15 protein-coding genes are annotated in these 13,761 nt (G+C 39.6%); 12 read left to right on the top strand and 3 right to left on the bottom strand.

Annotated elements, in window-relative coordinates; genetic code table 11:
* The first annotated feature begins 10 nt into the window (after positions 1-10).
* The 7 genes from BPOF4_RS14055 (at position 11) to BPOF4_RS14025 (ending at position 7,319) form a co-directional block, all read left to right on the top strand.
* Positions 11-826 carry an HAD family hydrolase gene (locus BPOF4_RS14055; RefSeq protein ID WP_012959852.1) on the top strand — a complete coding sequence of 272 codons (816 nt, stop codon included), beginning with the start codon at positions 11-13 and terminating at the stop codon, positions 824-826.
* A 64-nt stretch (positions 827-890) separates the two neighbouring features.
* Entirely contained in the window at positions 891-2,612 is a 1,722-nt protein-coding gene (locus BPOF4_RS14050) for an EAL domain-containing protein (protein ID WP_012959851.1), read from the top strand.
* Positions 2,613-2,858: 246 nt separating this feature from the next.
* Positions 2,859-4,946 carry a chemotaxis protein CheA gene (locus tag BPOF4_RS14045; protein ID WP_012959850.1) on the top strand — a complete coding sequence of 696 codons (2,088 nt, stop codon included), beginning with the start codon at positions 2,859-2,861 and terminating at the stop codon, positions 4,944-4,946.
* A 23-nt stretch (positions 4,947-4,969) separates the two neighbouring features.
* Complete coding sequence (locus tag BPOF4_RS14040; RefSeq protein WP_012959849.1) at positions 4,970-5,416, top strand: chemotaxis protein CheW; 447 nt, start codon at positions 4,970-4,972, stop codon at positions 5,414-5,416.
* A 44-nt stretch (positions 5,417-5,460) separates the two neighbouring features.
* A complete protein-coding gene (locus BPOF4_RS14035) occupies positions 5,461-5,820 on the top strand; it encodes a response regulator (RefSeq protein ID WP_012959848.1) in 360 nt (119 codons plus the stop codon).
* A 115-nt stretch (positions 5,821-5,935) separates the two neighbouring features.
* Positions 5,936-7,015 (top strand): MBL fold metallo-hydrolase, encoded by a 1,080-nt coding sequence (locus BPOF4_RS14030; RefSeq protein WP_012959847.1) that lies wholly within the window; start codon positions 5,936-5,938, stop codon positions 7,013-7,015.
* Between the two features lie 25 nt (positions 7,016-7,040).
* Entirely contained in the window at positions 7,041-7,319 is a 279-nt protein-coding gene (locus tag BPOF4_RS14025; RefSeq protein WP_012959846.1) for a DUF3006 domain-containing protein, read from the top strand.
* Positions 7,320-7,398: 79 nt separating this feature from the next.
* Here the strand turns inward: BPOF4_RS14025 and BPOF4_RS14020 are convergent, their stop codons facing one another.
* On the bottom strand, positions 7,399-7,767 hold the full coding sequence (locus tag BPOF4_RS14020) for a YhjD family protein (RefSeq protein ID WP_041822492.1): 369 nt from the start codon (positions 7,765-7,767) through the stop codon (positions 7,399-7,401).
* 252 nt (positions 7,768-8,019) lie between these two features.
* Here BPOF4_RS14020 and BPOF4_RS14015 point away from each other — a divergent pair, with 252 nt between their 5' ends.
* Together BPOF4_RS14015 and BPOF4_RS14010 are read left to right on the top strand one after the other, a co-directional pair.
* Positions 8,020-8,808, top strand: coding sequence for a hypothetical protein (locus tag BPOF4_RS14015; RefSeq protein WP_012959844.1), 789 nt, complete (start codon positions 8,020-8,022; stop codon positions 8,806-8,808).
* Between the two features lie 163 nt (positions 8,809-8,971).
* Entirely contained in the window at positions 8,972-9,268 is a 297-nt protein-coding gene (locus tag BPOF4_RS14010; RefSeq protein ID WP_012959843.1) for an IDEAL domain-containing protein, read from the top strand.
* 50 nt (positions 9,269-9,318) lie between these two features.
* Here the strand turns inward: BPOF4_RS14010 and BPOF4_RS14005 are convergent, their stop codons facing one another.
* Positions 9,319-10,491, bottom strand: a complete 1,173-nt coding sequence (locus BPOF4_RS14005; protein ID WP_012959842.1) for an FAD/NAD(P)-binding protein — start codon at positions 10,489-10,491, stop codon at positions 9,319-9,321.
* 129 nt (positions 10,492-10,620) lie between these two features.
* On the opposite strand from BPOF4_RS14005, the gene BPOF4_RS14000 reads away from it, so the two are divergent.
* Together BPOF4_RS14000 and BPOF4_RS22015 are read left to right on the top strand one after the other, a co-directional pair.
* Positions 10,621-11,820 carry a GTP-binding protein gene (locus BPOF4_RS14000; RefSeq protein ID WP_012959841.1) on the top strand — a complete coding sequence of 400 codons (1,200 nt, stop codon included), beginning with the start codon at positions 10,621-10,623 and terminating at the stop codon, positions 11,818-11,820.
* Positions 11,821-11,969: 149 nt separating this feature from the next.
* Complete coding sequence (locus BPOF4_RS22015) at positions 11,970-12,110, top strand: lmo0937 family membrane protein (RefSeq protein ID WP_012959840.1); 141 nt, start codon at positions 11,970-11,972, stop codon at positions 12,108-12,110.
* A gap of 396 nt (positions 12,111-12,506) precedes the next feature.
* Here the strand turns inward: BPOF4_RS22015 and BPOF4_RS13995 are convergent, their stop codons facing one another.
* Positions 12,507-12,704 carry a hypothetical protein gene (locus BPOF4_RS13995; RefSeq protein ID WP_012959839.1) on the bottom strand — a complete coding sequence of 66 codons (198 nt, stop codon included), beginning with the start codon at positions 12,702-12,704 and terminating at the stop codon, positions 12,507-12,509.
* Positions 12,705-12,830: 126 nt separating this feature from the next.
* Between BPOF4_RS13995 and BPOF4_RS13990 the strand changes: the two genes are divergently transcribed.
* Entirely contained in the window at positions 12,831-13,664 is an 834-nt protein-coding gene (locus tag BPOF4_RS13990; RefSeq protein WP_012959838.1) for a dimethylarginine dimethylaminohydrolase family protein, read from the top strand.
* Positions 13,665-13,761: the final 97 nt, after the last annotated feature.

Here is a 13,761-nt window from a genome sequence, read left to right as displayed (position 1 = left end):
GAGAATGTCTGTGCTAGAACGGTATGATTTGATTATTTTTGATTTAGACGGAACGTTATATGAGGGTGGGGAGCATTTTGAGTATTATGCGAATCACTTAAAACAAAAAGTAAAAGAGGATCAGCAAAAAGAGTTTGCTTCTGATTACGAGAAGATGAAAGAAGGGGAGCACCCCGTTACGATTGGGAAAGCCTATGATGTAGAGAAGGATCTGGTTTTAACAATCGACCCTATGACTCTCCTTGTGACGCAGGCCTTGAGATGGGATGGGTCTCTTTTATCAGAACAAGCAACGCAGGATCTTTATCAAGAAAACCTTAATTTTGATTTTGAGTCGATGATTGCAATAGGAGATGGCTGGTGGCTTCCTTTTGTATGTGCGAAGCATTACGGAGTAGAAGATTGCTATTCAAGTTATGTAGCAACAAAAGAATTTATGGTGACTGATGCCTTCACTCTCGATCCGCTGCCGGGGTTAAAAGAATCACTTGAAAGACTTGCCGCTACAACCTCGGTCGTTCTTGTGACAAATAGCGATATCGATGATGTCAACCGTCTATTACATGAACTGCAATTAACAGATATGTTCAAAGAAGTGATTCCGTCGGCTAAAAAGCCAGCTGAGACGAGCAGGTTATTCAAGCAGCTGCTTGCTGCATATCAAGTCGAACCAGCTCGTACGGTATCAATAGGTGATAATTACATTAATGATGTGGCTCCCGCTGTTTTACTAGGCATGGATGGCTTGTACATACACCCGGATACGCCCCCTTCTTTTCATAGGAATGTAAAAGTCATCTCGTCTGTTTTAGATTGTTTTCACTGAAGCTAACCTGTTGGTTGGCTTTTTTTAGTGAGTTCTGATCATGGTATAATGAAGTATATAATGAATGGAAAAGATTTCTAAGGAAAGAGTGGATAACACGATGAAATTCGATGAAACACAAGCCGGGTTCTCCGATTTAGAAAAAGAATATATGTCTTTATTTGAACACAGCCCCTATCTGCTGCTGGTGATTAATGCAGCAGGTGAATGTGTGAGGGTAAATGAAGCAGGGCTACATATGAATGAGTGGACCCGTAAGGAAATTATCAATCAAAAGATTGAACATCTGACCGATATATATGATGAGAAGGCGTGGGATGAGGTGATGAGTGGGAACGTATCCCACTCGGAGAAGGCTGGTAGTGTTGATTACACTCACTCTTATGTATATACCTGGATCCCAACCATCATTGAGCATAAGGCGGCAGGGGCAGTTGTTCTCGGAATGAAAAAATCAGCAGCTGAGTGCAGCGAACAACAAGATGAAGTCTATCGTCTCGCAAACGAAGACCCATTGACGAACCTTCCGAATAGACGCTGTTTTATGAACTATCTAGAAAATAAATTACTTCATGCTGCTAGCAGCAAAGAGAAACTAGCCGTTCTGTTTATCGATCTAGATCGTTTTAAATATGTTAATGATACGCTTGGTCATCTATTTGGAGACCGGGTACTCAAACATATTGCTGAACGCTTGCAAGCTCATCTCCCTGAGAAATCTATGATCGCACGTCTTGGTGGAGATGAATTTGTGGTAGTGATGACAGATGTGAAGGAAAAAGAAGAGCCTGTTTCATTAACAGAAGATCTCTTAACGATTATTCGTGAACCTCTGATTATGGATGGGTTTGAATTTACCTTAACAGGCAGTGTCGGGATTGCATTGTCTCCTGAAAATGGAATCGATGCAGAAGCTTTGCTTACTTCAGCGGATGCTGCCATGTACCGTGCTAAGGCTAAGGGGTCGGATCGGCTGGAAGTTTATAATCGCGATGTGTATCAAGAGTTCTCAAGGTATTTTCATGTGGAGAATGATTTGAGGAAAGCAATTGACCGAGGAGAATTTGCTCTCTATTATCAACCACAATTCTGTTTAGAATCAGGGGATGTTTGTGGTGAAGAGGTGCTTGTCAGATGGAAACACCCAATAGAAGGAACGATTAGCCCTGGTGAGTTTATCTCGATTGCAGAAGAAACCGGTCTTATTATTCCAATTGGAGAATGGATTTTAAGAGAAGCATGCCGGCAGAAAGCTAAGTGGATTAATGAAGGCTACCCTAAAGTACCGATGTCAGTCAATCTTTCTTTGAAACAATTCCTCCAACACAATATTGTTCATACCATCGAAAAGATCTTAAAAGAAACAAAACTGCCTCCAGAATATTTGGATTTAGAGATTACAGAAAGTGTAACCGTTGATTTAGATAGAACGCTGGATATATTAAACCAATTAATTAAAGTTGGGGTCAGGATCAGTTTAGATGATTTTGGGACTGGATACAGCTCTTTGCAGTATGTAGGGCAGCTGCCCGTCCATGAATTGAAAATTGATCAGTCATTTGTCAAGAAGATCGGGAAGGGGAAAGAAGGAGAGGCGATCATATCAATGATCATTCATCTAGGCCGTTCCCTGGAGTTAAAGGTTATTGCAGAAGGAGTGGAGACAAAAGAGCAGCTTGATTTCTTACAAAAACAAGGCTGTGATCTTGTTCAGGGCTATTATTATGCGAAGCCGCTTTCTACAGAGGAATATGAACAATATTTAAGGTATAAAGACCTATGTTGATGGAAGATCACCTTAAAGGATAAAACCGCAGCTGTCAGGAGTTTTTTACCGTAATGCCTTTTGTGAGGCAGTATATCCCCTTTATCTACAAGGATGAGTCTTGAAATCGGAGAGAAAAGATATTCAATTTTTACTATGAATAAATACTCATGTTTTAGGAAAATGTGCTATGATAAAAGAAACAGCAGTCGGCAGGTTCCTCTTAACATGAAGGACTAAGTGACCATTGAGGTGAACAAGAGCTTGATGAATTCAGAGTATTTAGATGTGTTTCTTGATGAGAGTCAAGAACATTTACAATCGATCAACGACCATTTACTAAAATTAGAACAAACTCCGGATGATCTATCCATTGTCGGTGAGGTCTTTCGTTCTGCTCATACACTTAAAGGAATGGCAGCAACAATGGGTTTTGAAGATTTAGCACACTTAACTCATAACATGGAAAATGTACTCGACCTTATTCGCAATCAAAAATTAAGTGTTACGTCCGAAGTGATGGATGTCGTTTTTTTGGCAGTAGATGACCTTGAAGCGATGGTACAAGACATTGCTTCTGGCGGAGAGGGCAAGCGTGATGTATCTGCCGTTGTTTCAAAGCTTGAGGCAATTGAGAAGGGTGAGAGCCTAGAAGCAGCATCCCTTGCGGAAAAAGAAACGGCAGCGGCCGCAGCAACTCCAGCTGCTGCTAATGTTCAACTGACTGAAGTGTATGATGAATTTGAAAGAACCGTGCTCGAGCAGTCTTTTGAACAAGGGTATTATGCCTATCAGATTGAAGTAACATTAGATGAACAAGCGATGTTAAAAGCAGCGCGGGTATTCATGGTGTTTGAAGTATTAGAGCAGGTTGGGGAAGTCATTAAATCAACACCAAGTGCTGATCAATTAGAAGAAGAGAAGTTTGATGAGACATTTATGGTAACGCTTGTCTCAAAGGTTGAAGCTGAGGAAATAAAGCAGCGTATATTAAAAGTTTCAGAGATTACGAATGTTGTGGTCCAGCCGGTTGAAAAAGCTGACTTGACGAGTAAAGAAGAAATGCTCGCAGCCGGTGAGAAAAGCACCAGCTCTGAACCGACAGAGCAAGCAGCACCGTCTAAACAACCAACCGATAAAAAGAGCCCGGCAAGAAAAGAAGCAGGAGTTCAAACTAAAGCTGAAACTAAAAAAGCAGGACATGAATCAAATAAGACGATTCGAGTGAATATTGAACGTCTTGACGTTCTAATGAATTTATTTGAAGAGCTTGTGATCGACCGAGGAAGACTAGAGCAAATAGCTAGTGAATTAAAGAATAATGAACTTAATGAAACGGTTGAGAGAATGTCACGAATCTCTGGAGATTTGCAAGAGATCATTCTAAATATGCGAATGATGCCTGTTGAGCAAGTTTTTAACCGATTTCCTCGTATGGTTCGCAGCTTGTCAAAAGACTTAAACAAGAAAGTGAGCCTTGAGATTGTTGGTGCCGATACAGAGCTTGATCGAACAATTATTGATGAAATCGGCGATCCATTAGTTCATCTGTTGCGAAATTCAATCGATCATGGAATTGAAACGCCTGATGTTCGTTTGGCTAATGGAAAGTCTGAAGAGGGTACGGTTAAATTAAAGGCCTACCATAGCGGAAATAATGTGTTTATTGAAATTGAAGATGATGGAGCCGGGATTGATCGTCAAAAAATCTTAAATAAAGCTTTATCTAATGGAGTGGTAACAGAAGAAGAGGCAGAAAAGATGACAGATCAGCAGGTCTTTGGACTGTTATTCTCCTCTGGATTTAGTACAGCTGAGAAAATAACAGATGTGTCAGGCCGAGGCGTGGGTCTTGATGTTGTTCGGAATACATTTGAATCATTAGGCGGCATCGTCACGGTTAATTCCGTACTTGGCAGAGGTTCTATTTTCTCTATTCAACTACCGCTTACGCTATCTATTATTGATGTCATGTTAGTAGAAGTAGAAGAAGAGAAATACGCTATTCCGTTATCCTCTATTGTTGAAACAGCCATTGTTAATAAGCAGGATGTTTACAGCGCTCACAATCAAAAAGTGATTGATTTCCGCGGTAAAGTGGTCCCGCTTGTGTTCTTAAAAGATATATTTGAAGTTCCTGGTGAGCAGCAAACGGAAGACTTTTATTCACTTGTTATCATTAATAAAGGTGATAAAGTAGCAGGACTTGTCGTTGATTCATTAATTGGACAGCACGATATCGTACTAAAATCTCTAGGAAACTATCTGACAAACGTGTTTGCTATTTCAGGAGCTACGATTTTAGGAAATGGCCAAGTGGCTCTTATTGTAGATACCAACGCATTAATTAAGTAATGAACGAGTGAGGGGGCCTTCGTGTGTCTAATGAAACAGCTGCGAAAACAGAAATGAAAGTCATTGTTTTTCAATTAAAAGACGAGGAATATGCCATCGAAGTAGATTATATTCAATCGATTGAACGGATGCAGCCCGTTACTAGAATTCCAAGCACATATCCCTTTGTCACAGGTGTAATGAATTTAAGAGGTGTTATTACACCAATTATTAACCTTAGAAAGCGATTTGGCATTGAAGAAAAAGGGTTAGATGAAGCGACGAGAATTCTTGTGATCCAAAAAGGTGACATTGAGATTGGTTTTATCGTTGATGGGGCAAACGATGTCATTGATATTCCAGTTGATAAAATAGAGCCGACCCCTGAAGTGGTCGGCGGCGTTGAAGCTGAATACTTACGAGGTGTAGTCAAGCTTAATAAGCGTTTATTTACGCTCTTAAACTTGGAAAAAGTGATACAAGAATCGTAATGAAAGAAATAAATACATAGAGCAAAGGTGAAGAGGTGATTTAGATGGCGTCTGTATTAATTGTAGATGATGCGGCATTTATGCGAATGATGATTAAAGATATCTTATCTAAGAATGGGTTTGAGATTGCTGGAGAAGCGGCTAATGGAGCAGAAGCAGTCAATCAATATAAAGAATTAAAGCCCGATTTAGTCACAATGGATATTACTATGCCTGAAATGGATGGAATTGAAGCTCTTAAAGCGATTAGAGAGACAGATTCTTCTGCAAAAGTGATTATGTGTTCTGCAATGGGACAGCAATCAATGGTTATTGATGCCATTCAGTCTGGTGCAAAAGACTTTATTGTTAAGCCATTTCAAGCAGACCGTGTGCTAGAATCCATTAATAAAGTTTTAGGATAAACGTCAAAAAGAAATCATAGCCAAGTGCCATGATTTCTTTTTTTCTTGTATAATTAATGATTGTAATGAATCAAGCTTTGATATAGACAGGCGAAAAAAGGGTAGGGAGATTGAAATGAGGACGGTATTATTTACGATTTGTTTGATGCTGCTGCTGAGTGGATGCAGTGAGATAAGTCAAACCTCTGAAGAAAAAACGGTAAAGGAGATTGGCGAAAAAGAACTGATCGTAACGTTTCTAGACGTAGATCAAGGAGATGCAACGTTATTGCAAACGAAAGACTCGACGGTTTTAATTGATGCAGGCAGACATGACAGAGATGAAGTGGTCTCTCTTCTTAAAGAGGCGGGAGTTACTGAAATTGACTTGTTTGTTGGAACTCACCCACATGCTGATCATATCGGCCAAGTGGCTCAAGTACTAGCTGAATTTCCCGTCGCAGAAGTGTGGATGTCTGGTGACGATCATACGACTAGAACGTTTGAAAGAGCGATTCAGGCTATTGCAGATTCGGTTGCTGACTATTATGAGCCGCGAGCAGGTGAAGAGTTTGAAATTGGTTCTTTAACGATTGAAGTGATTAATCCCACTGAATTAACAGGTGATTTTCATGAAGGAGCTATTGGGCTTCGAATGGTGCATGGTGAGATAGCGTGGCTGTTTATGGCTGATATTGAAAAAGAAATTGAGTTGGAATTAGTGGATAATGGAGTGAACCTTCAAGCCGATGTTATCAAGTTAGGGCATCATGGCTCTTCTACCTCAAGCGAGGAGGCGTTCTTACGTAAGGTGGATCCAATGTATGCCGTTTACTCTGCAGGAGCAGATAATGAATATGGTCACCCTCACCGGGAAGTGATCGAGAGAATTGATAGATTAAATCTTGAGTGGTATGGAACAGATCTTCATGGGTCGATTCAAATGATCAGTGACGGCAGCAGTATATCAATACATACGGAAAATAATCAGCAGTCTGCTCTAAATGAGGACGTACCTAGTGACAGCTGTATAAATATAAATGAAGCTTCTATAGACGAGTTAACAATGATTGTTCATATCGGAGAAGAAAGAGCCCAGCAGCTTATAGACATGCGACCTATTACAAATTTGAACGAATTAACAGATATTAATGGGATTGGTGATGGGAGACTCTCTGAGATTATAGAAGAAGAGCTAGCTTGTTTGAAGAACTAACTGCTGATTGTATAGGAGGGATAAAATGATTGCTGTACTTGATCGCATTGTAGATAACAAAGCAGCTGTGCTGCTTGTTGGTGAAAGCGAAAAAGAATACACTATACCACTAAGTGATCTACCGCCTGATGTATGTGAAGGAGATTCCTTTGAAGTAGAAGTAAACATGCAAGGTGAGAGGGAGCATGCACCTCTGGTCATTAATAAGCATATGAAAAAAGAAGAGCGAATTTCCGAATCTCCTGTCACTGATATGCTTAAGCAGCTAAAAGCGAATCAAAAAAGCCGTTTTAAGAAAAAATAAACCTAAAAAAGCAGGAAGGTGAGTCACTTTGCGTGATTCACTTTCTTTTTTGTCAGGAGTGTAAGAAGGGGGTTTTTAATTAAGAAGGCTTTCTAAATGTAGTAAAGCAGGATGTAACATAATCATGCACTTGGTTTTTTAAATGAGCATTTAAAACCCTAGTCACTCCTTCATATCCTTTATGGCGGTAGTAATATTCACTAAATAACCCCTCTTGTTTTCTGCTGTCAATGGTAATGTGATGGGCATGCAAATAAGTCTTCATCGCTTTTAGTTCTTTACTGATATGATCAAGAACGGATTTAGTTAGTTCGAGATAAGGGTGAGCTAATTTTAAATTAGCCTGCTCTAGGTACGAAAAGTCGCGTTCAAGAACTTGCCTGGCTACTAAAAGTAAAATATAGTGATGAAGGGCTTGATGCTCGTCACTAGTCAGCTTCGCCATCATCTTCATCCTCCTCATACGAACTTATGTTCTTATTATATGCAAAAGGCCTTAAAAAAACAACTAGTTAATAATGGAAAAAGCAAACTAATTAAAAATGAATGAATTAAAAATAAACTAATTAAAACTGAACTCTTTTGCACAGCTCCTGCATGATAACGTTGAATCGATTATGATATAGTGTAAACGAAAACATTAATCTTAAAAGGTTGGTAATAGAGAAAGAGCAATACTTAAACGAAGGGAGCTGCTAGTATGATTGATGGTGAACCATTTAACCAAGATTTAAAAAAAGAGCTTGAGGCAACATTCTTTATTAAGATAAATCAATTAAACAAAGAAGCGGATTCATATTATAAGTTAAATGAACTTCAAAAAGAAGCGGTAATGAATGAGGTCATGAAAGAGCGAACAGCAGCATGCAAAGGGCTTGATGAAAGAGCAGGCGGCGCGAATATGATGAAGTGGGTCGCTTATTTATGTACAGCTCATCAATACACCGTATCTCATTATGACTCCTGGCTTGACTATGAAGATCTGGCCTTCTATGTAAAAGGAGATGAAGTTGGCTTTTCCTTAATTAAAGCCGACTGCACTAAGCTTCCTGAAGGTGATCGAGAAAAAGTGTTAACTGAGAAGTATAAAGCATTATTTGACCGTCTTCGTCCGGTAATAGAAATGGTTGCCCTTACCTCGACTTTACCTATTCAGCAGGCTTTTGGGCTTCTATGTAATCCATTCTATAAGCAGCAAGAGGCGTGGATGGTGACCGCTGATGATGAGAGAAAGAAACAAATAAATGACGATCTGCACACGTTAAGAGAGGTCGACTGCGAGGTTTTCGGCTTAAAAAGAAATCCATATGATGTAACCTTTCGCTATGTGGACAGCTGGTGGGAGCCCATAGAGCCGGTTAGAGTGAAAGCAGCGTGCTGCATGAGTTATGTGAAGGAGGGCGGCAAGAAGTGCTATGCATGTCCTAAACTAACGAAAGAAGAACGGAAAGCCCGCGGCGAAGAAATAAAAAGAGAAAAATCAATGTAATTTTAACGGCAGACAGGCAGGCTTAGAAATAAAGCTGCCTGTTTTTTAGTAGTTTTAGGCAGGTTAAAGAGGATAATTTTTTCACAAGAAAGATGTGTGAATGGTTTGAAAATAGCAGTGAAGGGTATAGTAGAACAAAGAGAAAGCTAAGGAGGGATACGCAATGAATAATCACTTTGCGATGGATAACAACGTTTACCGACAATTAGAAATTATTAAGTCACTTCAAAAACGTACAGAATCAACAGTCCAGTCTCTTTACGCCCAGGCCGTTCTTGAATATTCAATGTACCACTTTAAGAAATCTCAATTACTGATTTCAATCGATCAAGCACTAGAGTCCGGAGATCGAGAAGCGTTCTCTGCTCATTCCCTAGCATATAAAGAGCACATCGAAAATCATAAAAATGGGAAAATGATTATAGAAAATGGATATGAGCTTCACCTCACATTTGAATAGTTTACACTTGAAAAAGCATCTGCTCATACATACGATGCTTTTTCAAGCTGTCAGCCGCTATGTGCAGCTATTATTCTTTCTGCGCCTCTTCTAGCTCCGGATATATTTCTAGCAACTGGTCCTAAGGATAATTCTGCTAGTGCCCCTAAGACAAAAAGATTTTCACTCCATTCTAGCGTATGATCATCTACAATTGGATAGCCGCAAGTATGACAAGTTAAATGCTCTTCTTCTATCGTTTGGGTGAGCCAGTCCATACCAGGTGGATTAGGATGAAAGCCTGTAGCTAAAATTACTTTGTCGCCGTACCAAGAAGTGCCATCTTGAAAGGTCAAATGAATACGCCCATCATAATACGTTTCAGCTATTTCATTCACTATCGACTGCACTAGACCTTCTGATTCAGCCCTTCTTAGCATAGTGCGCAGCTCAGCCGGAAGCGAACCGCGGTTTCTAGCCTGTTTAATCAGCGATCTTCTTTGATCGTATGATTTTTTCTTCAAGAAATGCCGCATATATTTTGGTCCGAGCCATCCTGGATGTGAATCAAACTGCTTTACTCGAAATGGATGTCTAGTCAAAAGGGTTACCGGGTTTTTTAACTCACTACTTAATTTTAATGCGGTTTGAACACCGCTGATTCCCCCTCCTGCTACTAATACTTGACCTTCTTCGGAGGTTATGCACTTGGTCTGATCAAATATATGCTCGATTTTCGCTCCTTCTTCTTTTAAGCTATAGGCAAAATCTGGCCAAATAGGCTGTTCACCTACTCCTATAGCAAGAACAACATGTCTGCTTGTTATCACCTCCCCGCTCTCTAATTGAATCATCCAGAAATCCGTATTCTTCTTTAAGCCGTTTACACGCCCCTGAACCCAGCTTTGCTTAATTTGATGATCTTTAATTAGATGTTCACAATGCTCGTTGAATAATGAGAGCTTTGGCCGGTCATAAGGAGGAACAAAAGCTTGTTGCTTATGTAGATTTTTTTTCTTCGCAAAGGCCTCTAGTCCAAATGGTTCTGGCTGCAAATGATGAATAGAAGGAGAGCGCAAATAAGACATCCCCACTTTTTTCGTACAATGTTTCCACATCGCTAAAGGTTCTTCGTGCGGGTCGATAATGGTTAGCTGCTCAATCGGAACACATTTTTTAGCCAAGAGGTAGCTGGCTAACGTAATCCCTTGAATACCGCCACCGATAATTACCCAATCTTGCATAACGGACACCCCTTTCAAAACGTAATAATTACGATTTAATTTCTAATCTTACAGAAAAATGATTGATTTGCCAAGCATAAAATGATAAAGTTTAAATCGTAATTATTACGTATTAGGGTGTGAGTGAGAATGAATAAACTGCCTGTAACGGTGTTAAGCGGCTATTTAGGAGCAGGGAAAACAACGATTTTAAATCATATACTACATAATAGAGATGGACTTAAAGTAGCTGTTATTGTAAATGATTTGAGTGAGGTAAATATTGATGCATCCATGGTGAAGAGTGGCGGAGGGGTTTCGCGGGTCGATGAGAAACTAGTGGAAATGTCGAATGGCTGTATTTGCTGTACATTAAGAGAAGACTTGCTCGTTGAAGTCGAAAGACTGGCAAACGAAGGAAAGTACGACTACATTCTGATCGAATCTACAGGAATCGGCGAACCTATGCCAGTTGCTCAAACATTTTCCTATGCAGACGAAGCAAGCGGTATTGACCTAACAACAGTTTGTCGCTTAGATACAATGGTTACAGTTGTTGATGCCTATCGCTTCTGGCATGACTATGAATCAGGAGAATCATTGCTTGATCGAGGACAAGCCGTCAATGATGAAGATGAACGTGAAATAGTTGACCTTTTAATTGATCAAATTGAATTTTGTGATGTCTTGCTATTAAATAAGTGTGATCTAGTAAGCAATGAAGAGTTAGATGAGATGGAGCAAGTGCTGCGTACGTTACAGCCTCAAGCAAAGTTCTTAAGGATTTCAGAAGGAAAAGTAGATCCAGAAAATATTTTAAATACTGGTCTGTTTGATTTTGAGAAATCCAGTCAATCTGCTGGCTGGTTAAAAGAGCTTCAAACAGAACATACTCCTGAAACAGAGGAATACGGTATATCAAGCTTTGTCTATAGAAGGCGTAAACCATTTCATCCTGAAAGACTTATGAATGCTATCCAAGATTGGCCAAGTATGATCGTGCGTGCTAAAGGGATCGCCTGGATTGCGACAAGAAATAATATTGCCGCTCTATTAAGCCAGGCAGGGCCATCTATGGTATTTGAACCTGCCGGGTTATGGGTGGATGCTATGAACGATGCGGATAAAGCAATCATCCTTGAAGAAGAGCCTGAGATTCGTGAGCGGTGGGATAAGGAACATGGAGATCGAATGACCGAGTTAGTATTTATAGGTCTTGAATTGAATCGAAAGGAAATAGAAGCGTATTTTGATCAATGCTTAGTAACAGAGGAAGAAATGAACCAAGACTGGACAACATTTAACGACCCAATTCCAGCATGGACAGATATTGTTGAAGTGCAATCATGAAGTGCAATCATGAAGTGCAAACATGAAGTCCAATCGTTTTAAAGAAACAAACGGCAGTTTATCATTGCCGTTTGTTTTTTTAGGTTTCAAAATGTGTAATGAGGGAACAAACAACATAAGAACAAATGATAACAAAGGAGTGAAACTGTATGTGGACAATCCTCATTATTATTTTAATACTATGGCTGTTGGGCTTTAGCTTTGAGATAGCCGGAAACCTAATTCACATTTTATTAGTGATTGCACTTATTGTCTTTATCGTTCGCATGTTAACGGGTAGAAGGGCTTAGCGGTCCTATCGTAGGCAGGAACAGCGAGTAGGCTTGGACAGAAGTGTTTTACAAGAAGTGAACCTTACTTAGAGCAAAAAAAAGGCCCTTATCGCGTACTTTCTTAATTGAAAAGTAAGCGATAAGGGCCAGACTTTATTGTTTTGTAAATGGGTTGGATATCTAGATCACTCCACGACATCACTATACAAAGCAATAACTTAGCGGATGAAATATACGTAGACTTATGCGGTGACTAGAGCAGGAGTGAGATCCCACAGGGCAAAGCCCGAGGAAGCTCACTGGCTCCCCGCGAAAAGCGAAGTATATTTCAGGAGCGGTGTGTATGCTCCTCACATTGTTCACATTTCTCAGTTAGAGCCTTTGTTTTCCCAGCCACTTCTCTCTAATCTACGCTTAATCGTTTGTTAAATGATTGTATGCATTAAGCAAAATTGGCTCAGACTGTACATATACTTTAAACAAATAATGAAGAGCTGCATCTTCATTCATTGGCTTTACATGCAAGTTACTCTCTAACAGGTCCCTATAGGCGGACATTAAAAAGCGATCATGCTCGATTAATTTTTTCATACGATTGGCTTGAAATTCCATTGTCGATCTAGCCTCCTTACGAACACCCTCTTCTCATTATCATATGAGATTGAAAAAAGATACGTGCCCTCCCTACATATAAAAAGTAAACGTTTTAATAAAAATCATGATGAAAAGGTGAGAATGATGAAGCAAAAAGGATGCCAAACAGAATATGACACGTTAAAAACCGTCTTACTTTGTGAACCAGACTATATGAAAATAGAAGAAGCGATTAATGATACACAAGAGCATTACAAAGAAGAGAATATTAACGTTGAAAAAGCGAAAAGACAGCACGAAGCACTTGTTTCAACATTAAAGAGAGAGCAGATCGATGTCCATTTACTTCCCGCAAGAAAAGATTATCCAGAACAGGTCTTCACAAGAGATATTGGTTTTACAATTGATGATACGATTTATGTAGGAGCGTTGAAAAGAACGATTCGTCAAGGCGAGGAGAAAGTTTTAAAACAATTCCTAGAAGATCATGAGTACTCCTATACAGAGGTAGAAGGAGGAACGATTGAAGGTGGTGACGTCATAATAAATGGAAGCCACATTTATGTTGGGGACAGCAGCCGTACATCAAGGCTGACCGTCGACCAGCTCAGAGCTGCTCACCCGAATCATGAGATCCACTTAATAAAGTTTGATGAGAAGTATCTTCATCTAGATTGTGTATTTAATCCCCTTTCCAATGATACGGCATTAATTTACCCGGAGGCAATTGATGATGAGGCGGTGAGATTGTTAGAGGAACGATATCAATTAATTGAAGTATCAGAAGAAGAACAATTTACTTTAGCGACAAACGTATTGAGTATAGGCAATAAAAAAGTGATTGCCTTGCCCCTTAATAAAGAGACAAATGCTAAAATCAAAGAATCAGGATTCGAGATTATTGAAGTGGATTTATCTGAAATAATTAAATCAGGAGGAGCATTTCGCTGTGTGACGCTGCCTCTTTACCGAAAATAATGTATGTAGAAAAAACCGCTATTTCCTCGGAAATAGCGGTTTTTTAGAGTGAATAAAAATAAAATTGCAAGCGATTACAGAAACAATATTGACAATA

This window comes from Alkalihalophilus pseudofirmus OF4 (assembly GCF_000005825.2).
Classification (GTDB): domain Bacteria; phylum Bacillota; class Bacilli; order Bacillales; family Bacillaceae_D; genus Alkalihalophilus; species Alkalihalophilus pseudofirmus.
The sequence above is the reverse complement of the archived record's forward strand: the minus strand, read 5'-3'. Positions and strand labels throughout refer to the sequence as shown.

Excerpts from the sequence above, each read along its gene's own strand:
- BPOF4_RS14050 (WP_012959851.1), top strand. The coding sequence starts at position 891 with ATGGAAAAGATTTCTAAGGAAAGAGTGGATAACACGATGAAATTCGAT.
- BPOF4_RS14045 (WP_012959850.1), top strand. The coding sequence starts at position 2,859 with ATGAATTCAGAGTATTTAGATGTGTTTCTTGATGAGAGTCAAGAACAT.
- BPOF4_RS14035 (WP_012959848.1), top strand. The coding sequence starts at position 5,461 with ATGGCGTCTGTATTAATTGTAGATGATGCGGCATTTATGCGAATGATG.
- BPOF4_RS14030 (WP_012959847.1), top strand. The coding sequence starts at position 5,936 with ATGAGGACGGTATTATTTACGATTTGTTTGATGCTGCTGCTGAGTGGA.
- BPOF4_RS14025 (WP_012959846.1), top strand. The coding sequence starts at position 7,041 with ATGATTGCTGTACTTGATCGCATTGTAGATAACAAAGCAGCTGTGCTG.
- BPOF4_RS14020 (WP_041822492.1), bottom strand. The coding sequence starts at position 7,767 with ATGATGGCGAAGCTGACTAGTGACGAGCATCAAGCCCTTCATCACTAT.
- BPOF4_RS14015 (WP_012959844.1), top strand. The coding sequence starts at position 8,020 with ATGATTGATGGTGAACCATTTAACCAAGATTTAAAAAAAGAGCTTGAG.
- BPOF4_RS14010 (WP_012959843.1), top strand. The coding sequence starts at position 8,972 with ATGAATAATCACTTTGCGATGGATAACAACGTTTACCGACAATTAGAA.
- BPOF4_RS14005 (WP_012959842.1), bottom strand. The coding sequence starts at position 10,491 with ATGCAAGATTGGGTAATTATCGGTGGCGGTATTCAAGGGATTACGTTA.
- BPOF4_RS14000 (WP_012959841.1), top strand. The coding sequence starts at position 10,621 with ATGAATAAACTGCCTGTAACGGTGTTAAGCGGCTATTTAGGAGCAGGG.
- BPOF4_RS22015 (WP_012959840.1), top strand. The coding sequence starts at position 11,970 with ATGTGGACAATCCTCATTATTATTTTAATACTATGGCTGTTGGGCTTT.
- BPOF4_RS13995 (WP_012959839.1), bottom strand. The coding sequence starts at position 12,704 with ATGGAATTTCAAGCCAATCGTATGAAAAAATTAATCGAGCATGATCGC.
- BPOF4_RS13990 (WP_012959838.1), top strand. The coding sequence starts at position 12,831 with ATGAAGCAAAAAGGATGCCAAACAGAATATGACACGTTAAAAACCGTC.